Here is a 22,144-nt window from a genome sequence, read left to right as displayed (position 1 = left end):
TGGGCGAGTATCGCGCGGGCCTAGGTTCGTTATCGCACAATCCGTACACCTGGGTCTGTGCCTTGCCCTCTTGCGCCTGCGCCTTTGTTTTGGGGGACGCCACATCACCCAACAGAGTCATCACAGTGTGGAACAACCGCGCCACAATCAGGCGCGGAGGGCCTCGACCCGGGCTCGGCCCGTCTCGAAACCCTTCCCCGCGGTACCGAATCGATTTCCCAGTACAAACAGGCAGCGAATCCGCCCGTTTCAGCCAAGGAGTGAGCCATGCCCCATGCGTTTGCCAGCACCCTCGCCAGTTTCAAGACCGCCTCCGGCACCACCGGCCAGTACTACTCGCTGCCGCGGCTGGCCGAGCAGTTCCCCAGCGTGGCCAAGCTGCCGGTCTCGATCCGTCTGGTGCTGGAATCCGTCCTGCGCAACTGTGACGGCCAGCGCGTGACGGCGGAGCATGTGGAGCAACTGGCGCACTGGAAGCCCAACGCTCCCCGCAACGAGGAAATCCCCTTCGTCGTCGCCCGCGTGGTGCTGCAGGACTTCACCGGCGTGCCGCTGCTGGCCGACCTGGCCGCGATGCGCAACGTCGCCCAGGCGCAGGGCAAGAACCCCAAGACCATCGAGCCGCTGGTGCCGGTGGATCTGGTGGTGGACCACTCGGTCATGATCGACCACTTTGGCGACAAAAAAGCGCTGGATCTCAACATGAAGCTGGAATTCCAGCGGAATCGCGAGCGCTACGAATTCATGAAGTGGGGCATGCAGGCCTTTGACACCTTCGGCGTCGTGCCCCCCGGCTTCGGCATCGTCCACCAGGTGAATCTGGAATACCTGGCCCGCGGCGTGCACAAGACCGGCACCGGTCCGAACGCCATTTACTACCCGGACACGCTGGTGGGCACCGACAGCCACACCACGATGATCAACGGCGTGGGTGTCGTGGGCTGGGGCGTGGGCGGCATTGAGGCGGAAGCCGGCATGCTGGGCCAGCCGGTCTATTTCCTGACGCCGGACGTGGTGGGCTTCGAGCTCTCGGGCCGTCTGCGTGAAGGCGTCACCGCCACCGACCTCGTGCTCACCGTCACCGAAATCCTGCGCAAGGCCAAGGTGGTCGGCAAGTTCGTCGAATTCTTCGGCGAAGGCACCGCCAGCCTGTCGGTGCCGGACCGCGCCACCATCGGCAACATGGCGCCTGAGTACGGCGCCACCATGGGCTTCTTCCCGGTGGACGAGCGCACCATCGACTACTTCAAGGGCACCGGCCGCACGCAGGAAGAGATTGAGGCCTTCGAAGCTTACTTCCGCGCCCAGGGCCTGTTCGGTGTGCCGCGCAGCGGGGACATCCAGTACAGCCAGGTCGTTTCGCTGGACCTGGGCACCGTCGCGCCCTCGCTGGCCGGCCCGAAGCGTCCTCAGGACCGCATCGTCATCACCGACCTGGCCAAGACCTTCAGCAGCCTGTTCAGCAAGCCGGTGGCCGAGAACGGCTTCAATCAGCCGGCCGACAAGCTGGCGAGGAAGTTCCCGGTCGCCAGTCCCAAGGGCCTGGAAATCGCCAACGGCGATGTGCTGATTGCCGCCATCACCTCCTGCACCAACACCTCCAACCCCAGCGTGCTGCTGGCAGCGGGCCTGCTGGCCAAGAAGGCGGTGTATGCCGGCCTCAAGGTGCAGCCGCACATCAAGACCTCGCTCGCACCCGGCTCGCGCATCGTCACCGACTATCTCGAGAAGGCCGGCCTGCTGCCCTACCTGGAAAAGCTGGGCTTTGCCGTGGCCGCGTATGGCTGCACCACCTGCATCGGCAATGCCGGTGACCTGACGGCCGAGATCAACGAGGCCATCGTCAACAACGACCTCGTCTGCGCCGCCGTGTTGTCCGGCAACCGCAACTTCGAGGCCCGCATCCATCCCAACATCAAGGCCAACTTCCTGGCCAGCCCGCCGCTGGTGGTGGCCTATGCGATCGCCGGCAACGTCACCCGCGACCTGATGACCGAGCCGGTGGGTTACGGCACCGACAACAAGCCGGTCTACCTGGGCGACATCTGGCCCACCAGCGACGAGATCTATGCGCTGCTGAAGCTGGCGCTCAACCCCGACGCCTACCGCGCCAACTATGCCAAGGTGAAAGCCGAACCCGGCAAGCTGTGGGAGAACATCAAGGGCGTGAAGGGTCAGGTCTACGAATGGCCCAAGAGCACCTACATTGCGCAGCCGCCGTTCTTCGAAGGCTTCACCCAGCAGCCGAAGGCACAGGAATCCGGCGTCAAGCAGGCGCGCATCATGGCGCTGTTCGGTGACTCCATCACCACCGACCACATCTCGCCCGCCGGCGCCATCAAGGAAGCCTCACCGGCCGGTTCCTACCTCAAGGAACAAGGCGTGATGAAGGCGGACTTCAACAGCTACGGCTCGCGCCGCGGCAACCACGAAGTCATGATGCGCGGCACCTTCGCCAACGTGCGGATCAAGAATCTGATGATCCCCGCGAAGGAAGACGGTTCCCGCGAGGAAGGCGGCCTGACGCTCTTCCAGCCGGGCGGCGAGAAGCAGTTCATCTACGACGCCGCCATGCGCTACATCGCCGACGGCGTGCCCACCGTCATCTTCGCGGGCGAGGAATACGGCACCGGCTCCAGCCGGGACTGGGCGGCCAAGGGCACGCAGCTGCTGGGCATCAAGGCGGTCATCGCCAAGAGCTTCGAGCGCATCCACCGCTCCAACCTGGTGGGCATGGGCGTGCTGCCGCTGCAGTTCCGCCCGGGCGACTCCTGGGAAAGCCTGGGCCTCAAGGGCGATGAGCTGATCGACATCCAGCTGGGCGACGAGATCCTGCCGCAGTCGGAAGCGTTCATGACCATCACCACCGGCGATGGCAAGACGCGCAAGGTGTCGCTGATCCTGCGCATCGACACGCCGATCGAGGTCGAGTACTACCGCCACGGCGGCATCCTGCCGTATGTGCTGCGGCAGTTGATGGCGGCCTGAGGAGCCACCGGCGTCGGCTGCACGACACGATGAAACAGCGCCCCGAGGGGCGCTGTTTTCATGGTGAGTGCCGCCAATGGTCCATCAGCACCCGGCAATGCTCCCGCGCCGCGCGCTTGATGGTCGCCACTTCCTTCGGTCCGAAGCGCTCCCAGCCGAGCTTGGCCAGTTGCAGCCGTCGCCCGAGGGAGAACGTGGTCAGCTGCCCCATCATCATCATGATGCGCATGCCCAGCAGCGGATCCTTCAGGTCCATGCCGCAATAACGGGCCACCAGATGCGTCGTGACGCGCGCCATGCGCGGGCGCAGGCTCTGGTCCAGCATCTGGAAGATCAGGTCAGGCCCCTGCCCCACCTGCTCTTGCGACATGAACAGGCGCCGATGCTCCACATCGTCCGGCAGCAGTTGATGTTCGGCGATGGCGTCCAGCAGGGCACCGAAGGCCTCAAAGAGCGCATCGCCTGAAGCATCCGCCTGTTCCAGTACCGCTTCCGCCTGCTCGACCGCCGGCAGGAAATGCTCGACCGCACTGTCCACGATGTGCCGCGCGCAGGCCTGATAGACACCTTCCTTGTTGTCGAAGTAGTACTGCAACGCTGGTGCATTGACCCCCGCCTCCTTCGCGATCTCCCGCGTCGACGCGCCCTCGAACCCACGCTGCGCAAACAGGCGCAAGGCCACATCAATGATGCGGCGCCGGGTTTCTTCACCCCGGGCGTAGCCGGCTTCAGGGCGGTGTCTCGGGGCGCGGGCGGGTCGTTCGGTCATTCGCAATGCTGGAAGGTAAAGCCGCGGCCAGGATGTGGCGCGGTGCACATTCTCAAAATATATCAGTTGACAGAATTCTTCCAACTGGAAAAAGATATCGACCGGAATAAATTCAACTGATGGATGGTCATGTCCACTCCCCCCTCTGCGCCCGTCACCGCTCCGACCCCTGCTTCCGGTTCTGCATCTGCCAGTACCTCGCCCGCCTCCAGGCGTCGCCGCCCCATCCTTCTGCTTCTGGCCGTCGCGGCCGTCGTGGGCAGCGCGGTCTATGGCGTGAACTGGTGGCGCGTCGGCCGTTTCATCGAGAGCACCGATGACGCCTATCTCAAGGCCGACAGCGTCACTGTCGCCCCCAAGGTGGTCGGCTATGTCACCGAAGTCTTTGTGCAGCCCAACCAGGCGGTGAAGCGCGGCGACCCCCTGGTGCGGCTGGACCGCCGCCAATACGAAGCCATGCTGGCGCAGGCCCAGGCCACCATCGAAGCGCGCAAGGCCGATATCCAGAGAGCGGAGGCCGACATCCTCCAGCAGAAGGCGCAACTCGCGCAGGCACGTGCCCAGGTGCAATCGGCCAGCGTGGCGCTGGCCCATGCGCAGCAGGAGGTCGATCGATTCGCCCCGCTGGTGACCACCGGGGCCACCACCGAAGAGCGGCTGGCCGAGCTGCGCAACACCCGGGACCAGGCCAAGGCCACGCTGGCTGCCAATCAGGCGGCGGAGGCGGCCGCAGCCAGCAAGATCAAGTCCACCGAAGCACAGGTGGCTCAGTCCCGTGCGCAGGTGCAAGGCGCGGACGCCGCCCGCAGCCAGACCTATCTGGATGTGGACGACACGGTGGTGCGCGCCGCCATCGATGGCCGCATCGGCGACAGCACCGTGCGAGTCGGCCAGCTGGTCCAGCCCGGCACCCGCCTGATGACGCTGGTGCCGGTGCAGGAGGTCTATCTGGTGGCCAACTTCAAGGAGACGCAGATTGGCCGCATGCGAGCCGGTCAGCCGGTGACCCTGCATGTGGATGCCCTGCCCGACCTGGACCTGCACGGCGAAGTCGAGAGCTTTTCGCCCGGCACGGGCGCCCAATTTGCGCTGTTGCCATCAGAAAACGCCACCGGCAACTTCACCAAGATCGTCCAACGGGTGCCGGTGCGGATCCATGTGACGGCCGATGCGGCGATGCGTGAGCGTCTGTTGCCCGGCCTGTCGGTCACCACGGAAGTCGACACGCGCGATCACGCGCAGCCGACCTCCGCCTCGCACGCCTCCACTCGCGAGGGACACCATGGCTGAGGCCGTGCTCCCAGGCCCACCGCCGGCAGCGAACGGTGCCGCGCCCGCAGCCCCGTCCGAGCCCAACGCCAAAGCGGCCGACTGGATCGCCGTCGCCGCCGGCGCGCTGGGCGCGCTGATGGCCACTCTGGACATCTCCATCACCAACTCCGCCCTGCCGCAGATCCAGGGCGCTGTCGGCGCGACCGGCACCGAAGGCACCTGGATCTCCACCGGCTACCTGATGTCCGAGATCGTGATGATCCCGCTGGCCGCCTGGCTGACGCGGGTCTTCGGTCTGCGCAACTTTCTGGTGGGCAACGCGACCCTGTTCACCCTGTTCTCGGTGATGTGCGGGCTTTCGGGCAGCCTCAGCACGCTGATCATTGCGCGCATCGGCCAGGGCTTCACCGGCGGCGCCATGATCCCCACGGCGCAGACCATCATCCGCACCCGGCTGCCGCGGCATCAGCTGCCCGTCGGCATGACGATGTTCGGGCTGATCGTGATCCTCGGGCCGCTGCTCGGCCCCGTGGTGGGCGGCTGGCTCACCGAAAACGTCAGCTGGCACTGGTGCTTCTTCATCAACGTGCCGGTCTGTGCTGCGCTGCTGGCGCTGCTGCTGCTGGGCCTGCCGTCCGAGCGGACCCATCTGGACCAGTTCCTGCGCGCCGACTGGCTCGGCATCATCGGCCTGGCGGCGGGCCTGTCCACCCTGACCGTGGTGCTGGAAGAAGGCCAGCGCGAGCGCTGGTTCGAATCGGGCCTGATCATCGGCCTGAGCGCAGCGTCGGCCTTCGGGCTGCTGCTGGTGGCGCTGTCGCAGCGCTGGTCGGCCAAGCCCATCCTGCGGCTGAGCCTGATGCGCAACAAGAGCTACGCCAGCGTCATCTTCATCGTGTTCATCGTGGGCGCGGGCCTCTATGGCGTGTCCTACCTGGTGCCGCAATTCCTCGCGCTGATCTCCGGCTACAACGCCCAGCAGTCCGGCACGGTGATGCTGCTGTCCGGCCTGCCGGCCTTCCTGATGATGCCCATCCTGCCGCGGCTGATCACGCGGCTGGACTTCCGGGTGATGGTGATTGCCGGGCTGCTGTTCTTTGCCGTGAGTTGCCTGCTGGACATCAATCTCACCGCGCAGAGCGTGGGCCACGACTTCACGCTCTCGCAGCTGCTGCGGGGTGTGGGGCAGATGCTGTGCATGATGCCGCTCAACCAGGCCTCGATGGCGGCCGTCAGTCGCGAGGAATCCGGCGATGCGGCGGGCCTGTACAACATGGCGCGCAACCTCGGCGGCTCGGTGGGCCTGGCGGTGCTGGGCACCTTCATCGACCGGCGCAATGCCTTGCATGTGGACCGCCTGCGGGAGTCGATGAACGCGAATTCGCCGATCGTGCAGGAGCGTGTTGCCGCCGGCACCGCCAGCCACCTGGCGCAGGTCGGTGATGCACTGCATGCGCAACTGCAGGCGCTCAAGGAGATTGCCCTGCAGGTCCAGCAGCAGGCCAGCGTCATGACCTTTTCTGAAACCTTCTACGCCCTGGCGATCGCACTGCTGCTGTGCATCCCCCTGGCCCTGCTTCTCAAGACCCCGCGCCCCGGACAGGCGCCTGCGGTCAACGAAGCCCATTGATGCGGACGTCTCCCATGCTCTTCCAACGTAACCCCACGATCCGACTGCGAAGCCTCCCCAGACCTGCTGCGCCTGCGCTGCTGGTCAGCGCCGTGCTGCTGGCGATGGCGGGCTGCACCACCGTCGGCCCCGACTACCGCGGCGCGCCGCCCGTCGCCGCGGAGGCACTGAAGGCGCCGCGATTTGTGCGCGATGGCGCGGGTGCTGGCAACGCGTCCAACGCACCCGGCACGGCGCTCGCCACCTCATCGAATCAAGCGACAGCGCCAAGCAGTGCGCCATCCGGTAAGCCGGTCGCTGCGCCGACCGCCGCTTGGTGGCTGTCGTTGAACGACCCGCAGCTCAATGCGCTGATCGATCAGGCGCTTGCCAACAGTCCCACCCTGCAGGCGGCGCAGGCCCGCTTGCGACAGTCCCGCGCCGCGCTGCGCCAGCAGGAAGCGCAGCGGATGCCCAAGGGCTCGGCGTCGGCCTTGGGCGCGGGCGTCTGGCAGGCGCCGGGCACCCGCAGCGAATCGACGCTGCATCTCTACAGCGTGGGCTTCGATGCCACCTGGGAGGCGGACCTCTTCGGCGGCACGCGCCGCGCGACGGAAGCGGCGACCGCACAGGCCGAGTCGGTGCAGGCCGACCTCGCCGATGCGCAGGTCTCGCTGGCCGCGGAAGTGGCACAGGCCTACGCCAGCTTGCGGGCGCAGCAGCAGCGTCAGGATCTGCTGCGCGCCACCGCGACGGCCGATGCCCAGACGCTGGACCTCACCAGGCAGCGCCAATCGCGCGGCGTCTCCGCTGCGGACGATGTGGAGCAGCGCCTGCTGCAGGGTGAATCGACACAGGCGTCGCTGGCGGACGTCGCTGCGCAGATCAGCATGTCCCTGGATCAACTCGCGGTGTTGACCGGGCAGGCGCCCGGCGCGCTGGATGCGCCGCTCGCGTCATCGTCCGGCCACCTGCCCGCCTTGCCGGACACCGTCGCCATCGGCGATCCATCAGGCTTGCTGCAGCGCCGGCCGGACATCCGCGCGGCCGAACGGCGACTCGCCGCCAGTCAGGCCAGGATCGGACAGAAGGAAGCGGGCTACTTTCCCAAGCTCACCCTGCTGGGCGACATCGGCATGGCCGGCACCGACCTCGGCCACCTGCTCACCAGCAAAAGCCTGGCGCTGGTGGGCGTGCCCTACCTGAGCTGGAACGTGCTGGACTTCGGCCGCACGCAGGCCGAGGTGCGGCAGGCCGAAGCTGGTCGGGACGAGGCTGTGGCGCAATACCACGCCACTGTGCTGAGCGCGCTGCAGGATGCCAACACTGCCCTCTCTCGCTATGGCCAGCAGCGGCAGGCGCTGATGCACCTGCTGGCGCAGCAGGCCTCGGCGGAGCGGTCGCTGGCGCTGGCCCAGCAACGTCGGCAGGCCGGTGCGGGAAGCCAATTGGACCTGCTCGATGCGCAGCGCAATCAGGTCACCGCGGCGCTGAGGACCCTCGATGGGGAAGCTGCCCTGGTTAAAGACTTTGTCTCGCTGCAAAAGAGCCTGGGCCTGGGGTGGGGGGTGGGCGGTACCGGCACACCCCCTTCCGATGCCGTGAGCAAGGACTGACGGCTCAAACGAGCGCCGCAGGCCCGCCCATCCGGGCATTGCGCATCATGCGCGCCGCAAACATCGTGATGGAGCGGCCCCACGGCGTATAGCGCGGCAACTGGAACGGATCGGCGCCCGGCCTCGCCACGCCGGCAGCGGTCGACACCGCCGCCTCGAATCCCAGTTCACGCAGCATGGCTGCATGGGTCGCGTCATAGTCCCGCGCCGGCCGCCCGTTGGGATACGCGAAGCTGCGCACCGGCACCCCCGTCAGCCGCTCCAGGCAGGCCCGCCCCGTCTGCACCTGTTCACGCGCCGCATCTGGCGTCAGCGTGGTGAGCACCGTGTGATCGACCGTATGGCCGCCCACCTCATGGCCCGCCGCCGCCCACTGCCGCAGCTGGTCATCCGTCAGCATCAGGTCGTCCGGCAGCGCACCCACCGGATGGGCCGCCAGCATCTGCTGCACCTTGGCATCGCGCTCCTGCGGCGCGAGGTACTTCAGTTGCACCTGCAGCGCAGTGATGGCCATCAGCCGTTCTTCCGCCGTGCTGATCGCGTGAGTGCCCATGCCGATGCCGCTCAGATTGAGCGTCGGGCCCTGCGCCTTGCGCACGAATTCAATGACGGTGTCGCTGAACATGCGCCCGCCGTTCAGATATCCGGTCGCCACGAACAATGTGGCGGGCGCCCCCAGACGGGACAGGAGGGGATGTGCGACGGTCAGGTTGTCCGCATACCCATCGTCAAAGGTGATGCAGGCCGCGCGCCGCGGCAGACGGCCTTCGCGCAGGGCCTTCGCCGCGTCCGACACCGTCATCAGCGTGAAATGCCGCGCCAGGAAGCGCACCTGCGCCTCGAACAGCGCGGCGTCGATCTCGCCGGGCCGCAGCGGGTCTGGCGCGGGCAGCACCCGGTGATAGATCAGGATGCTCAGCGCCGGCGCACCGCCCGGCCAGCCCAGCAAGCTCAGCGACGCCAGCATCAGGTGCCTCCCCAATACGGCGAATGCACATTCACCGGCCGGATGCCGGCCGCCACGTCGGCCTTGGTGCGCGCATCCATCTCCTTGGCCACGATGCGGTCGAGCGCCACCACCATCAGCACGAGGTAATACGGCATGTCGAAATAGACCAGGCTCAGGAAAGCGCCGCCGGTCGCATAACCGATCAGGCCGACCTGACACATGGCGGCGAGGTCCCGCGCCCACTGCAACTCCGGCACATTCTTCGTCGCACGGATCAGGCGGGTCGCCCGCCGCCAGGTGAGGAAGAAGATGCCCAGGAACAGGAACAGGCCCATGAAACCGTGCTCGCCCAGCGCCTGGAAATAGATGCTGTGGGCCGTCAGCGGAATCGTCGGGTCCGGCGCATATTTGGCGAAGGCCGCCGGCCCCGGCACGGTGAAGCCACCGCCCAGCGGGAACAGGTCCACTGCCAGTCGCCAGGCGGTCTGCCAGGCATTGATGCGGCCCATCGCCGAGCCGTCCTGGTCATAGGTCTTGATCGTCTCCATGCGGTCGGTCCAGCTGTCCGGCATGAAGACGAAGATCAGCGGCAGGGCCACCAGCACCACGATCGCCAGCGGCAGCTTGTTGCGGCTCTTGAGCCACATGAAGAAGGACATGGCGCAGATCGCCAGAAAGGCCCCGCGGGACTGTGAGCCCACCGCCGAGGCCATGCACAGCAGCATCGCTCCCAGCGCCAGATTCCGCTGCCAGCGTTTGGTGGCCTGCAACTGCAGATAGCGGATCAGCGGCACCGTCATGATGGTGGCCAGCGCCAGCGAATTGTTGTCCTCGATGAAGGAGCCCTCCGGCCCCCACACCCGCGCCGCACCGCCGGTCATGACGGTGAACAGCCCGCCCTTGATCCCGTAATACCCGATGGAGATCACCAGCACCAGCGCCAGCCAGTCCAGGTCCCGCCGCCGCTGCACCACCAGCATCGACACCAGCACCATCAGCACCACCTTGAAGGCACGGGACCACGGCGCGAATTCCCTCTCGGGATAGAACGAGTGGATCAAGGGCGAGACGCCGATCCAGAGGATCCAGATCAGCAGCAGCACCGTCACCCCGTTGACCGGGAACCGGGTCAGCTTGTCCCGGTGCACGATCAGGCTCATGAACAGCGCCAGCGCAATCACCATCGACCACGGCGCATCGTGCGCCCAGCCGTAGGCCAGCCGGTGAGGGTTCATCACCCCCATCCAGACCCAGCCGAGCACGCCCCAGATCGGCTCCTTCATCGTCTTCCAGATGAGCAGCGAAAACAGGGCCAGCATGATCAGGTCACGCATGACGGAACTCCGGCATTCCCCGAGCGGCGAGGATCCGCTGGAACAAGTCGATCTGACCCTGGGTGGTCGTGTCCCAGGAGAACTGCTCGGCATAACGGCGCGTCACCGCCCGATCGCGCGGCTCCGCGCGCAACTGGCGCACTGCCGCGGCAACGCCTGCGGCGGTGCGTTCCGGCATCAACTCCCCGGCTTCCGGACCGCTCACCACTTCCGGCGTGCCCCACACATTGGACGCGGCCACCGGCGTGCCGCAGGCCATCGCCTCCAGCAGCACATTGGCCCAACCTTCGCGGCTGGACGCCAGCACCAGGGCATCCACGCCGGCATACACCTCGCGCAGGCGCGCCTGCGGCAAGGGCCCGAGGAAGCGCACCCGGTCGGCCACGCCCAGGTCGGCGGCCTGACGGCGCAAGGCGCCCTCTTCCGGTCCGCTGCCGGCAATCAGCAAATCCACATCGGTCAGCTGCGGCAGCGCGCCGATGACCAGGTCATGCGCCTTGCGTTCGATCAGGTGGCCCACCGACGCCAGCGTGAAGCGGCCCGGGGCCAGACCCAGCTGCTGGCGGCAGGCATCGCGGCCGCCCGGGTGGAACAGCGCCAGGTCCACGCCATTGCGCAGCACCTGGATCTTGTCCGCCTCTCCGCCCAGCTGCACCAGTTCGTCCTTCAAGGCCGCGCAGACGGTGACCATGCCGTCGGCCTGTCGCGCAGCCCGCAGGATCATCTTGCGCGGCAGGGTGTAGGCCGGGATCAGGTTGATGTCGGTGCCGCGGGCGGTGATGACCAGCGGCTTGTCCAGCGCCCGCGCCACCATGGCCGCCGCCACCCCATCGGGATAGAAGTAGTGAGCGTCGATCAGGTCAAAGTCAAAGCCTTCGCGCTGCAGCCGACGGGCTTCGCGCAGCGCCGTCCAGGCCAGGGTGTAGGGCGCGCTGCTCATGCCCACCTTGGGCAGCCGGATGAAGCGCGGATGCGTCACCGACAGGCCATGGCGATGCTCCGCCGTCGGCGTGGCGGCAAACTTCCCGTATTCACCGAAGCGCTCGCCCTTGAACGGGAACCAGGGCACCGGCGCGATCACCTTCGCCTGCACCTGGCCGGAAGCGACCAGATGACGCAGACGGGTTTCCACAAAGATGCCGTGGCTGGGCATTTCAGCGCTGGGATACAGCGTGGAGAAGGTCAGGATCTTCAGCATGGCCGTGCCTGTCCCCTCACGCCTTGGCATCGCCCAGCGTCGATGCGGGGGCGTCCCGCAGCGACCGGGCCAGCGCCACCACCCGCTCGGCATTGCCCAGCCAGGTGAGGTTCAGCCGCGCGATGGTGGCGCCGGCGCCCTGCCCGAGCTGCTCGCGCAGCGTGGCGTCATGGGCCAGCCGCGCCAGCAGTGCTTCCAGCGCGTCGGGCTGGGCCGGGTCGAACAGCAGCGCATTGCGGCCGTCTTCCAGCACCTCTTCGATGTTGGGCTGACGGGGCGCCACGATGGCCTTCGACAGGGCCAGATACTCGAACAGCTTCAGCGGCGAGGCATAGGCCACCACCGCCGGCTGCAGCGCGATGTCAAAGGCGGCGACATGCCGCGGCACATCGTCTCGGGAAATCACACCGGTGAAGCGCACCCGCTCACCCAGGTTCAGGGACCGTGCCAGTGCTTCCAGGTCCTCCCGCGCGGGTCCGTCGCCCACCAGCAGCAGCCGGGCATTGACCGGTGCGGACGGGCTGGCCATCCAGCGGATCACGCGGTCCATGCCATGCCAGTCCCGCACGAAGCCGGTGAAGCCCAGCACCAGCGCATCCGGCCAGTCGAGCTGTGCCTTGGCGGCCTGCGGCGATGGCGCTTCTGCAAAGTGTTCCTGGTTGATGCCGTTGGGCACCACCATCAGCCGGTCCTGTGGCACACCGCGTGCGGCGACCATCTCCCCCAGCACGCGGGTGACCGGCAGCACCATGTCGGCACCGCGCCAGACCACCCCCTCGGCCCAGCGGGCCAGACGCGGCAACGCCAGACCGCCGAAGCGCTCGCGCTCATCGGCCAGCGGTGCATTCACTTCCAGCAGCAGCGGCAGGCCGGTGCGGCGCTTGAGCAGCAGCCCGGCCAGCAGGTAGAGGTTGTAGCGTTCGTAGATGGCATCGGGCCGGAACTCCCGCGCGGCCTGTGCCAGGCGCCGGTAGGCCAGCAGCGAATATCCCAGCTCCAGCAGCTCATACACCCACTTGGGCAGCCGGGCCCGCAGACGCTGCACCCAGCCGACATCGTCGCCCATGCGCGCCTTGTCCTGCGGGGCGGATTCCCCGCCCGGCGCCACGACCCGCACCTCGTGCCCGAGGGCACGCAGCGAGGCAATCATCTCTTCGATATGGACCGCCTGGCCGTCCTTGGACGCCGTGCGGTGGTGGTAGAGGATCTTCATGCAGTGCGCATCCAGTGCCGTCAGCGGGTCAGGCCGCCTGGCGCATCGGCGCCATGCCCATGACGTTGCGCAGGAAGGCGTCATACATCAGCAGCGTCCACAGCGGCGTGCTGTGATCGCGGCTGCCGTTCTCATGCTGCTCCACCATCTGCCCGATGGTCTGCAGGTCGAACCAGCCGGAATCGGCCAGCGGCCCTCCCAGCAGCGAGCTGCGCACCCGCTGCCGCAACGGTCCGCGGAACCAGCGGGCCAGCGGCACCGCGAATCCCATCTTGGGACGGTAGAGCACGTCGTTCGGCAGATGCGGCTCGAGCGACTTCTTGAAGAGGTACTTGCCCTCGCCCCCGCGCAGCTTGAGGTGGGACGGCAGCGTGGCCAGCCATTCCACCAGCGGATGGTCCATCAGCGGCTCGCGCACTTCCAGCGAATGCGCCATCGAGGCGCGGTCCACCTTGGTGTTGATGTCGCCCACCAGGTAGGTGTGCAGGTCGATGTACTGGATCATTGCCAGCGGATCGTCGGTGTTGGCCCGCTCCGCGTGCCGCAGGAACAGCTCGCGGGCGTTGTAGCCGCCCAGCTCGGACTTGAAGCGCGCGCTGTAGAGCGGCATCCGCTCGTGGTCACGGATGACCGACATGGTGTGGAAATAAGCCTCCACCGAATTGCGGGCCAGCGCCTGGAAGGTAGTCTTGGCGCGGAAGACACGCGGTGCCCAGTCGGCTTTGGGATAGAGCCGGCCGAGCGTGCCGAACAGCGGACGGCGCAGGCCCAGCGGCAGGCTGGCGCGCATGCGCTCTTCCATCATATGCAGCCGGTAGCGGCGGTAGCCGCCGAAGCTCTCGTCGCCCCCGTCGCCGGACAGCGCCACCGTCACATGCTTGCGCGCCAGCTGGCAGACCCGATAGGTGGGAATGGCGGAGCTGTCGGCATACGGCTCGTCGTAGAGGCGCGCGAGGGTGTCGATCAGATCGAAGTCGTCACTCTGCACCGTTTCGACATGATGTTCGGTGTGATAGCGGTCGGCCACCTGACGGGCGAATTCGGACTCGTTGTAGGCCGGATCATCAAAGGCCATCGAGCAGGTCTTGACCGGATGGGCGCTCTCGCCGGCCATCATGGCCACCACGGCGCTGGAATCGACACCACCGGAGAGGAAGGCGCCCAGCGGCACTTCGGCGATCATGCGCAGCTTCACCGATTCGCGCAGGCGGCGGAGCAACTCCTCCTGGGCCTGCACTTCATCGATGCGGGCATCGAGGGTGAAGTTCACATCCCAGTAGCGGCGTGGCTGGCCGAGCGCCTCACCGCGGCGCACCACCAGCGTGTGGCCCGGCGGCAGCTTCAGTGCCTGACGAAAGACGGTGCGCGGCTCGGCCACATAGCCCAGCGCAAAGTACTCTTCCACCGCCTGCGGGTCGATGTCGCGGCGCAACTGCGGATGGGCCATCAGCGCCTTCAGCTCCGAGCCGAACACCAGCGCGCCATCGTCCAGCAGCGCATAGAACATCGGCTTCACGCCCAGGCGGTCGCGGGCCATGAAGAGCACGTCCCGCGCCTGGTCCCACAGTACAAAGGCAAACATGCCGCGCAGACGCTGCACGCAGTCCTCCCCCCAGGCCGACCACGCATGCACAATCACCTCGGTGTCGCTGCGGGTGCGGAAGACATAGCCCAGCGCCTGCAGCTCGGCCATCAGCGACTGGTAGTTGTAGATCTCGCCATTGAAGACGATGCCCACCGTGCCCTGGGCATTGAACAGCGGCTGCTGGCCGGTGGCGATGTCGATGATGGACAGCCGCCGATGCCCGAAGCCGAGCCCCGGCTGCAGGTGGATGGAGCCCTCGTCCGGCCCGCGATGATGCAGCGTGTCGTTGATGCGATGCATCAGGGCGGCGTCAAAGTCGCGCCGGCCCCGGGTGTCGAAGATGCCACTGATTCCGCACATGGTGCTGTTCCCGTCAATGCCCGGAGGCCGGCGACTGGCCGCGCAGGCGGTCGTACAGTCCCTGATAGCGGGCCACCATGGCCCGCATGCTGAAATCCCGCTCCACCCGCTGCCGGCCGGCGTCGCCCATCGCCGCGGCCTGCGCAGGATTGCGCACCAGGCGCAGCAGCGCTCCGGCCATCGGCTGCGGGTCGGCGGCCGGCACGAGCAGGCCGCTGATCTGCGGCGTCACCAGGTCGGCATTGCCGCCGACCTCGGTGGCCACCACCGGCAGGCCACTGGCCATCGCTTCCAGAATGGTATTGGAGATGCCCTCGGCCAGCGACGGCAGCGCGAACACATGCAGGCCGCGCATCACCGCGGGCACGTCACCGCGTTCGCCCGGCAGCCAGGCCAGATCGGCCATGCCGGCTTCGTCCAGCAGCGCCTGGCATTGCGCGCGCAGGGGGCCGTCGCCGATCATCACCAGGCGTAGCCGCTCGCGCAGTTCGGGCGCGGCGTTGACGGTGAGGATGAAGGCACGGGTCAGCATCAGCTGATCCTTCACCGCCTGCATGCGGCCGACGGTGCCGATGATCCAGTGCCGGTCCGGATGGAAGGGGCAGCCGTCGATCGGCTGCACCGGGCTCGCGTCCCCGGCCCCGCGGAAGCGCTCGGTGTCCACTCCGTTGACGAACTGGCTGACCCGCTCGGCCGGTACGCCGATGGATTCGGTCAGGTAGTCGCCCAGGTCGCGGGACAAGGCGATGTAGTGGGACACAAAAGGCCGATAGAAGCGGCGCACCCGCTGGTAGGTGCGGTTGCGCCCGTCGAGGTCCCCGACGTCCCGTCCGTGCTCCCCGTGGATGCGCACCGGCACCCGCGCCAGCCAGGCCGGCAACTGCACTTCCAGCGCCGCCAGATTGCGGCTGTGCACCACCGCCGGCCGCAATTCGCGGAACAGCCGGTAGAGCTGCGGATACAGCCAGAAACCCTGGCCGGGCGGCTTGTTCAGGGCGAAGCAATCCACATCCTCCCGCTGCAGACGGCGACGGAAATCCGTCACCTCGGTCAGCGCGAGGATGGCGTGACGGTAGCGATCGGCCGGCATGTGGTTGATCAGATTGACCACGCCATTTTCCAGACCGCCGGTGTCGAAGCGGTACATCACGTGCAGCACCAGCGGCCGCGGATCGTCGCGACGGTCAGTGCCGTGCACCAGAGGCAGGCTGACGCTCATGGGCGGCCTTCCGACGGCGCTGCGGCCGTGCCCTGCGCGCGGACCCGCTGCAGTTCGGCATCGATGGCGCTCCAGTGGTCGCGCAGGAACTGCTCCAGGCGCTGCGGGGCGGCTTCATCCAGCGGCGTGTAGACGAGCACCAGCGCGGCATCGTCGCCCTGCCCCGTCATCCGCTGCCAGGCGCCGCGCAGGCGGGCCCGCCAGTCCTTCACTTCCGGCTGACCGTTGATCCAGTAGACATGCCAGGCCAGCAGACGGGTGACACTGCTGGCTTCCAGACCCGCGGCGCGGATCTGCGTCGTCAGCAGCGGCAGCACGGTCGCTCCGGCGGTGGACGGCAGCTCCAGGGCGGTCTCGCCCTGCGCCACGGCGGCCCATTGTTTGCTCTCCGGCGGCACCACGCGATTGCTGGAGCTGACCAGCTTGCGCTCGTAGTCCTGATCGCGGAAGTACTGGAGGTGCAGACCCACCGGCGGCTGGCCGGCGCGTTCGAATTCTTCTCGCATCACCGCATTGGCGCCGGTGAAGCCGGGTTCCCAGACGGCCGCCGTTCCCCCGGTGGAGACACGGCCGCCGGACGGCACCTCGATGCTGCTGCTGTTGCCACTGCCACTGCCACTGCCTGCAGCCGGGCGCACTGTCCAACCGGTGGCCGGCGCCAGCGCCGTCAGGCCGGTGACCACCGTGCCACTGCCCCGCTGCAGCCAGGCGCTGGCAGCAGCAGGCAAGGCCAGCACCAGCGCGAGCGCCGCCGCCGTGGCCCAGGTCGTGTCCGGGCGCGCGGTGCGGCCGACGCCGCCGACGCCGTGGGAAGAGTCGCCGCCCACGGATGCATCCGTGAGCGGCCGCAGCGGCAACTCCGGCTGCGCCCAGCGACCGCCGATGACATACATCGCCAGCATCACCACGCCGAAGAACACCCAGCCGTAAATGAGATGGTCCACGCCGACGGCCAGCGTATTGCCGGACAGATGCCCGATCATCACGATGAGATAGGCCCGCCCCCAGTTCGCCACCAGCGGCAGCGCCACCGCCAGCGCGATGAAGGTCAGCCGGCGCCGCAGCGTCTGATAACTGAGGTAGGCATACAGCGTCCCCACCATCAGCGAAGCAATCAGGTAACGCACGCCCGAGCAGGCCTCCACCACCGACCACTGCCCGCTGGGAATGATGAACTGCAGGCCCTCCTGATACACGGGAATGCCGCTGAGCCGCAAGGCGATGACGGTGAAATGCGCCGTCCAGGTCATCAGCTGCGGCAGCAGGAACTCGCCCACCGGCACGCAAAAGAACAGGAAGGCCAGCGGGAACGACATCTCGCGCGCGACCCGCCAGCCCAGCACCGCCGGCACCAGCAGCACCAGCATGGCCACCAGCAGGAACTGCGTGGCCGCATTGATGGTGGCGAAGTCGGCCAGCAGCCAGGCGGCGCCCATCAGCGCCAGCGGCACGGTCAGCCAGGGCACCGGTCGCGGCGTGAGGCCTGCCACCACGGAGCGGCGCCGCCAGGCCAGCCACAGCACGATGGGCGGCACCAGGAAGGCGTGGGTGAAGGTGCCGGAGCGCCACCAGATGGCCACCATGCCCAGCGCCGTCTGGCGATAGAGCAGCAGCAGTGCCACCACCAGCAGCACCAGCAGCGCCAGCGGACGACGCCAGGGCTGTGGCAGGCTGAGCGCGCCCGCGTTCGGCGGCGTGGCCACACTCATGCCGCCACCTTGGCCGTCACCGGTAGATACTGATCCAGGCGGGAGAGATGCGCATGCCAGCTGAACTGTCGCAGCACGCGCTCACGCGCCTGCTGGCCGATGGCCTGGGCCCGCTGCGGCGCGGACAGCAGCGCATGCACCAGTTCCAGATAGTCGCCGGCCGAGTCGGCCGACAGCAAGTCCTGACCGGCCAGCACGCCGTTGGCGCTGAGCGCTTCCACACAACTGCGTGCCGCCACCACCGGACGGCCGACCGCCATCGCTTCCAGGATCTTGTTCTGCACTCCGCGCGCCAGACGCAGCGGTGCCACCACGGCCGCCGCATGCTGCAGGTAGGGACGCACGTCGGGGACCGTTCCGGTCACCCGCACCGCTTCGCCGGCCAGGGCCTGCACCGCGGGCGTCGGTGAGCGGCCGACGATGGTGAACTTCAGCCGCGGCCAGCGCTGGCGCAAGCCGGGCAGCACTTCGCTGGCGAACCACTGCACCGCATCGACATTGGGCCAATAGTCCATCGCGCCGGTGAACACCAGCGGCAGCTCGTCTGGATCAAACGGGTTGTCCTGCGCCGGCAGCGGCGAGAAGTAGCCGCTGTCCACGCCATTGCCCAGCGCTTCCACCGCCGCCGGACTGGCCGACAGCCGCTGGAACAGCGCCTTCTCGCTTTCGGTGACGAAGAAGGAGCATCGCGCCTGGTCAGCCACTTCGCGCTCGTAGGCGAGCAGCTCCCGCCCCTCACGCCGGTACAGCCAGGACATTGGCCAGCGATGGGCGTTGGCATAGTCGGTCCACTTCGCCGAATCCACGTCGACGAAGTCCACCAGCATCGGCACCTCTCCCATGGCTTGGCGCAGCTGCACCGCGTACTGGGCCATGGTGGAGGAGAACACCACCACCGCATCAAAGCGGGGCCCGCGCGACAACTCGTCGATCCAGGCACGCATCGCGCGATGGCGGTAATACGGCAGGCTCAGCGCCTCGCCACTGAGCAGGCCGCGCAGGCTGGCCAGGCGCGACAGCAGCGGATTCAGCCCCGCCACAAAGACATCGGCGCAAAACTCCCGCAGCGCCGGCACATGGGCCCAGTCTTCGGCGTCATCGATGAAGCTGCCCAGCACCACCTCATGGTTGGCGGCCAGATGTTTGAGCAGATGGTAGGAGCGCAGCTTGTCGCCCTTGTTGGGCGGATACGGCAGGCGATGAACGAGGTAGAGGATGCGGGCCATGGCGCGTCCTTCAGCCCAGGCTGCGCACGATGTGCGGGCCCAGCCAGTTGGCCACACCCAGCGGCAGGCGGCGCCAGGCCTTGATCATCAGCTGGTACTTGGCGTTGCTGGGATTGTTCTGTGGCACCGCTTCGCGGCGGTAGAGGCAGTATTCGTAATGCAGCGGCGTCGGCTCAAAGCCCCAGTTCTTCTTGAAGGCGAAGGACCCGGTGCCCTGCTTGCTGCGGCCGTAATCGAACACCTTCAGCCCCCGGGCGCAGGCGCGGCGCATCAGCTCCCAGTATTTGAAGTCGTTGGCGGCGAGGTCCCGCGCAGCGACGGCGTCCCCCGCGTAATACGGCAGCACTTCGTCGCGGAAGTAGAAGCTCAGCACAGCGGAGAGCGGCTCCCCCTGCTCGCTGCTGACCACCAGCACCTCGGCCGCATCCCCGAACGCATCGAGCAGCGCCTGGAAGTAGCGGCGCGGCATGGCCGGCGTGCCATGGCGATGCACATTGTCGGCATACAGCGCGAAGAAGCGGTCCACACCGGTGTCGATCTCCGAGCGCAGGTTGTTCTTGATGCCCTTGCGCACCATGGCCCGCTGCTTGCGCGGAATGGCCAGCATGTTGGCCTCTTCCTCGGGCAGGATCTCCTTGCGGAAGGTGACGTAGAGATCCTGATGCGGCCAGTCCTCATGGCGGCGGGTCGTGTTGCGCATCTCCAGATGCTCGACCTTCAGCGCCTGCGCCGTCCTCTGGGCCTCGGCTTCCAGCGCCTGCGCCGCTTCCGGCGTCTGCGCCGCCACACCGCCATAGACCGCGAACGGCAGGCTCACCAGCGCATGGCCAAAGAGACGGCTCTTGTTCTCCGCCAGCGGCAGCACACCTTCGATACGGCCGTCCCGCTCCGCATAGAAGAAGTAGCCCTCATGGCCGAACTGCCGGCGAAGGATGCCCTGCCAGGCGCTGAGATGAAAGAACGAGGCCTGCGGGCAGGCCTGCACAAACGCATCCCACCGACGCGCGGTCTCGGCGTCACCCAGAGCCAGACGCCGGACGATCATGCGGCCTCCCGCTGATCCACGGCCGACGGCAGGAAGAGCTCGTCCATGCGCGCCCACTCGAAGTCCGCCAGCAGCTGCTCAATACGGCTTTCGGTGCGACCGATGTTCACGTAATGGCGGAAGCGGGTCTTGGCATCGATGCCGTCGATGCGTGGCTGCGCCGGGTCGATTTCCCAGGGATGGAAATAGAACACCGCACTGCGGCCTTCGATGCGGTTGAATCGCTCGATCATCCAGCGCGTGACGCCATAGGGCAGCAGGCGGAACCAGCCGCCGCCGCTGCTGGGATAGTTGCGACCGCGAAAACGCAGCGTCGTCACCGGCACTTCAATCAGGCCCGGTCGCACTTCGTAGGCAAAGCGCGGCGAGTCCGGCATGCCGTAGTGGTCGTGCTCGATTGGATAGACGCTGGAGCTGTAGCGATAGCCGCAGTCGGCCAGCACGTCGAAGGCCCACAGGTTGGATTCACCGATGGAGAAGCTGGGGGCCCGGTAGCCCTTCACCGCCACACCGCCCAGGTCTTCCAGCAGATGCTTGGCGCTGAGGATGTCCTCGCGGAAGGCGGTCGGGCTCAGGTCGCTCGCGCGCTCGTGCCCGTAGCCGTGGCTGGCCAGTTCGTGGCCGCGTGCGACGATGTCCCGCACCAGCTGCGGGTATCGCTGGGCAATCCAGCCCAGGGTGAAAAAGGTGGCCTTGACGCCGCGGCCATCGAGCAGGTCGAGGATGCGGCCGACGTTCCGTTCCACCCGGCATTCCCGGTGGTCCCAGTCGCCGCGCTGGATATAGGGCGCAAAGGCGCTGACCTGGAAGTAGTCTTCCACGTCAATGCTCATGGCGTTGCGGATGCGGCCCTGGCTTGGGGCGCTGCCCATCACGCGTCGGTCCTGGCGATCTGCCGAAGCGGGCGTTGTCATCTTGTCTGTCCTTCCCAAGGCACTGCGGACGGAACCGCTCACGGCGACTTCACCGCGCCCACCAGCTTCTGCAGCAGCGCCAGCGTCTGCTGGTTGATCCGCTCCAGCCGCATCAGGCTGTCCTCGATGCGCTGCAGTCGGGCATCCTGACCCTCCAGTCCCAGGCCGGCCAGCTCCTGCGCGAGTGCACCCACATCCGTCCCGGCCTCGCGTGCCTGGCGACGCAGGTGGGAGAGGCCCACATCCAGCGAGGCGTCGGTCACCGGCTCACCGGCCGCATTCAGCGACACGGTCACCGCCGGTGGCGGCGCAAAGGCCGATTCGCGCGACAGGTCTGCCACGACCTCTTCCACATCGGCTTCGGTCAGGTGCACCCGCTCGGCCATGCAGCCCAGCAGCAGCAGCCGGTCGCACAGGGTGTTGATGCGGCGCGGAATGCCGTGGCTGGCCCGATGCAGCGCGGCAAAGGCTGCAGGCTCGAAGGTCGGCTTGCCATCGGCGCCGGCGCACTTCAGGCGGTGCTCGATGTAGCGCTGCGTGTCCTCTTCATCCAGCGGGCCGATGTGGCAGCTCGCGGCGATGCGCTGGCGAAACTGCTCCATCTCCGGCCGCTGCAGGATAGCCCGGAACTCGGGCTGGCCCACCAGAAAGGTCTGCACCAGCGACTGGTTGCCGAACTGGAAGTTGGACAGCATGCGCAGCTCTTCCACCGCCCGGGCGGTGAGGTTCTGCGCTTCGTCCACGATCAGCAGGCAGCGCTTGCCGCGGCTGGCTTCACTGACGAAAAACGCCTCCAGCGCCATCAGCACTTCACTCTTGGGCAGATCCTTGACCCGCACGCCGAAGGCCGCACCCACCAGACGCAGGGTGTCTTCCGCATCAAGCTGGGTGGTCACCACATTGCCGATGACCACATTGCTGCGGTTGAGGCTGTCCAGCAGGCCACGCACCAGCGTCGTCTTGCCGGCACCGATCTCGCCGGTGATGACAATGAAGCCGTCACTGCGCAGCACGCCATAGTCCAGATAGGCCTTGGCCTTGCGGTGCTGCTTGCTGCCGAAATAGAAACTCGGGTCGGGACTGAGCTGGAACGGCTTGCTGCTCAGTCCGTAGAAGGCCTCATACATCGCGGTGGCTG

Annotated in this window: 16 protein-coding genes; 4 read left to right on the top strand and 12 right to left on the bottom strand. The window is 67.3% G+C overall.

Annotation, left to right across the window (positions count from 1 at the left end; translation table 11 throughout):
• The first annotated feature begins 267 nt into the window (after window positions 1-267).
• Window positions 268-2,988, top strand: a complete 2,721-nt coding sequence (gene acnA, locus FHS28_RS20085) for an aconitate hydratase AcnA (RefSeq protein WP_088453615.1) — start codon at window positions 268-270, stop codon at window positions 2,986-2,988.
• Window positions 2,989-3,046: 58 nt separating this feature from the next.
• On the opposite strand, the gene FHS28_RS20080 is transcribed toward acnA, so the two are convergent.
• The gene (locus FHS28_RS20080; protein WP_088453614.1) at window positions 3,047-3,757 is read right to left on the bottom strand and encodes a CerR family C-terminal domain-containing protein; all 711 of its coding nucleotides are present in this window, start codon (window positions 3,755-3,757) and stop codon (window positions 3,047-3,049) included.
• Between the two features lie 129 nt (window positions 3,758-3,886).
• Between FHS28_RS20080 and FHS28_RS20075 the strand changes: the two genes are divergently transcribed.
• The 3 genes from FHS28_RS20075 to FHS28_RS20065 are packed head-to-tail and all read left to right on the top strand — an operon-like array spanning window position 3,887 to window position 8,254.
• Complete coding sequence (locus tag FHS28_RS20075) at window positions 3,887-5,047, top strand: HlyD family secretion protein (protein WP_088453749.1); 1,161 nt, start codon at window positions 3,887-3,889, stop codon at window positions 5,045-5,047.
• Window positions 5,040-6,659 (top strand): MDR family MFS transporter, encoded by a 1,620-nt coding sequence (locus FHS28_RS20070; RefSeq protein ID WP_088453613.1) that lies wholly within the window; start codon window positions 5,040-5,042, stop codon window positions 6,657-6,659. The genes FHS28_RS20075 and FHS28_RS20070 overlap by 8 nt, the downstream gene beginning before the upstream one ends.
• 14 nt (window positions 6,660-6,673) lie before the next feature.
• Window positions 6,674-8,254: an efflux transporter outer membrane subunit gene (locus FHS28_RS20065; RefSeq protein ID WP_184295286.1), complete on the top strand. Its 1,581-nt coding sequence runs from the start codon at window positions 6,674-6,676 to the stop codon at window positions 8,252-8,254.
• A gap of 4 nt (window positions 8,255-8,258) precedes the next feature.
• On the opposite strand, the gene FHS28_RS20060 is transcribed toward FHS28_RS20065, so the two are convergent.
• The 11 genes from FHS28_RS20060 to FHS28_RS20010 form a co-directional block, all read right to left on the bottom strand.
• A complete protein-coding gene (locus tag FHS28_RS20060; protein WP_246410388.1) occupies window positions 8,259-9,221 on the bottom strand; it encodes a polysaccharide deacetylase family protein in 963 nt (320 codons plus the stop codon).
• On the bottom strand, window positions 9,221-10,537 hold the full coding sequence (locus FHS28_RS20055) for a putative O-glycosylation ligase, exosortase A system-associated (RefSeq protein WP_184295283.1): 1,317 nt from the start codon (window positions 10,535-10,537) through the stop codon (window positions 9,221-9,223). The genes FHS28_RS20060 and FHS28_RS20055 overlap by 1 nt, the downstream gene beginning before the upstream one ends.
• A complete protein-coding gene (locus FHS28_RS20050) occupies window positions 10,530-11,732 on the bottom strand; it encodes a glycosyltransferase family 4 protein (protein WP_088453746.1) in 1,203 nt (400 codons plus the stop codon). The genes FHS28_RS20055 and FHS28_RS20050 overlap by 8 nt, the downstream gene beginning before the upstream one ends.
• Window positions 11,733-11,751: 19 nt before the next feature.
• On the bottom strand, window positions 11,752-12,948 hold the full coding sequence (locus FHS28_RS20045) for a glycosyltransferase family 4 protein (RefSeq protein WP_088453611.1): 1,197 nt from the start codon (window positions 12,946-12,948) through the stop codon (window positions 11,752-11,754).
• Between the two features lie 28 nt (window positions 12,949-12,976).
• Window positions 12,977-14,893, bottom strand: a complete 1,917-nt coding sequence (locus FHS28_RS20040; protein WP_088453610.1) for an XrtA/PEP-CTERM system amidotransferase — start codon at window positions 14,891-14,893, stop codon at window positions 12,977-12,979.
• Window positions 14,894-14,906: 13 nt separating this feature from the next.
• Entirely contained in the window at window positions 14,907-16,112 is a 1,206-nt protein-coding gene (locus FHS28_RS20035) for a TIGR03088 family PEP-CTERM/XrtA system glycosyltransferase (protein ID WP_088453609.1), read from the bottom strand.
• Window positions 16,109-17,821, bottom strand: a complete 1,713-nt coding sequence (gene xrtA / locus FHS28_RS20030; protein ID WP_088453608.1) for an exosortase A — start codon at window positions 17,819-17,821, stop codon at window positions 16,109-16,111. Before xrtA ends, FHS28_RS20035 begins: the two co-directional genes overlap by 4 nt.
• Complete coding sequence (locus tag FHS28_RS20025) at window positions 17,818-19,047, bottom strand: TIGR03087 family PEP-CTERM/XrtA system glycosyltransferase (RefSeq protein WP_088453607.1); 1,230 nt, start codon at window positions 19,045-19,047, stop codon at window positions 17,818-17,820. The genes xrtA and FHS28_RS20025 overlap by 4 nt, the downstream gene beginning before the upstream one ends.
• 10 nt (window positions 19,048-19,057) lie before the next feature.
• The gene (locus tag FHS28_RS20020; protein ID WP_088453606.1) at window positions 19,058-20,092 is read right to left on the bottom strand and encodes a FemAB family XrtA/PEP-CTERM system-associated protein; all 1,035 of its coding nucleotides are present in this window, start codon (window positions 20,090-20,092) and stop codon (window positions 19,058-19,060) included.
• Window positions 20,089-20,964 (bottom strand): XrtA system polysaccharide deacetylase, encoded by an 876-nt coding sequence (locus FHS28_RS20015; protein WP_088453605.1) that lies wholly within the window; start codon window positions 20,962-20,964, stop codon window positions 20,089-20,091. Before FHS28_RS20015 ends, FHS28_RS20020 begins: the two co-directional genes overlap by 4 nt.
• An 80-nt stretch (window positions 20,965-21,044) precedes the next feature.
• Window positions 21,045-22,133, bottom strand: a complete 1,089-nt coding sequence (locus FHS28_RS20010) for an XrtA/PEP-CTERM system-associated ATPase (protein WP_088453604.1) — start codon at window positions 22,131-22,133, stop codon at window positions 21,045-21,047.
• Window positions 22,134-22,144 lie beyond the last annotated feature (11 nt).

It is taken from the genome of Roseateles terrae (assembly GCF_014192155.1).
GTDB lineage: Bacteria > Pseudomonadota > Gammaproteobacteria > Burkholderiales > Burkholderiaceae_C > Roseateles > Roseateles terrae.
Note: the sequence above shows the minus strand (reverse complement) of the source record. Positions and strands in the feature narration are given on the sequence as shown.

Bases quoted from the DNA above. Each gene is read 5' to 3' on its own strand.
- acnA (WP_088453615.1), top strand. From the start codon at position 268: ATGCCCCATGCGTTTGCCAGCACCCTCGCCAGTTTCAAGACCGCCTCC.
- FHS28_RS20080 (WP_088453614.1), bottom strand. From the start codon at position 3,757: ATGACCGAACGACCCGCCCGCGCCCCGAGACACCGCCCTGAAGCCGGC.
- FHS28_RS20075 (WP_088453749.1), top strand. From the start codon at position 3,887: ATGTCCACTCCCCCCTCTGCGCCCGTCACCGCTCCGACCCCTGCTTCC.
- FHS28_RS20070 (WP_088453613.1), top strand. From the start codon at position 5,040: ATGGCTGAGGCCGTGCTCCCAGGCCCACCGCCGGCAGCGAACGGTGCC.
- FHS28_RS20065 (WP_184295286.1), top strand. From the start codon at position 6,674: ATGCTCTTCCAACGTAACCCCACGATCCGACTGCGAAGCCTCCCCAGA.
- FHS28_RS20060 (WP_246410388.1), bottom strand. From the start codon at position 9,221: ATGCTGGCGTCGCTGAGCTTGCTGGGCTGGCCGGGCGGTGCGCCGGCG.
- FHS28_RS20055 (WP_184295283.1), bottom strand. From the start codon at position 10,537: ATGCGTGACCTGATCATGCTGGCCCTGTTTTCGCTGCTCATCTGGAAG.
- FHS28_RS20045 (WP_088453611.1), bottom strand. From the start codon at position 12,948: ATGAAGATCCTCTACCACCACCGCACGGCGTCCAAGGACGGCCAGGCG.
- FHS28_RS20040 (WP_088453610.1), bottom strand. From the start codon at position 14,893: ATGTGCGGAATCAGTGGCATCTTCGACACCCGGGGCCGGCGCGACTTT.
- FHS28_RS20035 (WP_088453609.1), bottom strand. From the start codon at position 16,112: ATGAGCGTCAGCCTGCCTCTGGTGCACGGCACTGACCGTCGCGACGAT.
- xrtA (WP_088453608.1), bottom strand. From the start codon at position 17,821: ATGAGTGTGGCCACGCCGCCGAACGCGGGCGCGCTCAGCCTGCCACAG.
- FHS28_RS20025 (WP_088453607.1), bottom strand. From the start codon at position 19,047: ATGGCCCGCATCCTCTACCTCGTTCATCGCCTGCCGTATCCGCCCAAC.
- FHS28_RS20020 (WP_088453606.1), bottom strand. From the start codon at position 20,092: ATGATCGTCCGGCGTCTGGCTCTGGGTGACGCCGAGACCGCGCGTCGG.
- FHS28_RS20015 (WP_088453605.1), bottom strand. From the start codon at position 20,964: ATGGGCAGCGCCCCAAGCCAGGGCCGCATCCGCAACGCCATGAGCATT.
- FHS28_RS20010 (WP_088453604.1), bottom strand. From the start codon at position 22,133: ATGTATGAGGCCTTCTACGGACTGAGCAGCAAGCCGTTCCAGCTCAGT.